General features: G+C 50.9%; 1 protein-coding gene. It reads right to left on the bottom strand.

What is annotated here, in order from left to right; genetic code table 11:
- Nucleotides 1-637: oligopeptide/dipeptide ABC transporter ATP-binding protein (locus R8N49_RS28115; RefSeq protein ID WP_318190570.1), on the bottom strand; the 637-nt coding region annotated here is incomplete at both ends.

Raw genomic sequence — 637 nt, 5'->3', positions numbered from 1 at the left:
CTCTAAACGGGCAGCCTTGGTGGTTAATCAAGGAGCTCGGTGGATTGCCAGGGATGGTTGGCAAACGAGGCATGTCTTCGGTGATCGACGGAATTGCTCTCAGTAAGCCTTGGGTATAAGGGTGTGCGGGCTGAGCAAAGAGGGTGTCCGTATCCGCTTGTTCCATTTTTTGTCCACCGTACATCACCAACACGCGGTCACACATTTCGGCAACAACGCCCATGTCGTGCGTGATCAGCAATATCGCGGTATTAAACTCTTTTTGTAACTCACGTAATAACGTCAGGATTTGCGCTTGTACTGTCACATCGAGTGCGGTGGTTGGCTCATCAGCGATGAGCAGCTCTGGTTTACACAGGAGCGCCATGGCAATCATCACACGTTGGCGCATGCCACCAGACAGCTCGTGCGGGTATTGATTCAGGCGAGTGTCCGGCGATGGGATTCGCACCGCATCTAACATGTGTATTGATTCCGCGATGGCTTGCTTGCGACTCATGCCTTTGTGCACCATCAACACTTCGCTTAGCTGTTTACCTATCTTCATAAATGGATTCAGAGAGGTCATGGGATCTTGGAAGATCATGCCGATTTTCTCTGCGCGAATACGGTTGAGCTGTTTCTTGGACATTGAGAG

The sequence above is a fragment of the Vibrio sp. 1978 genome, assembly GCF_033344345.1.
Note: the sequence above shows the minus strand (reverse complement) of the source record. Positions and strands in the feature narration are given on the sequence as shown.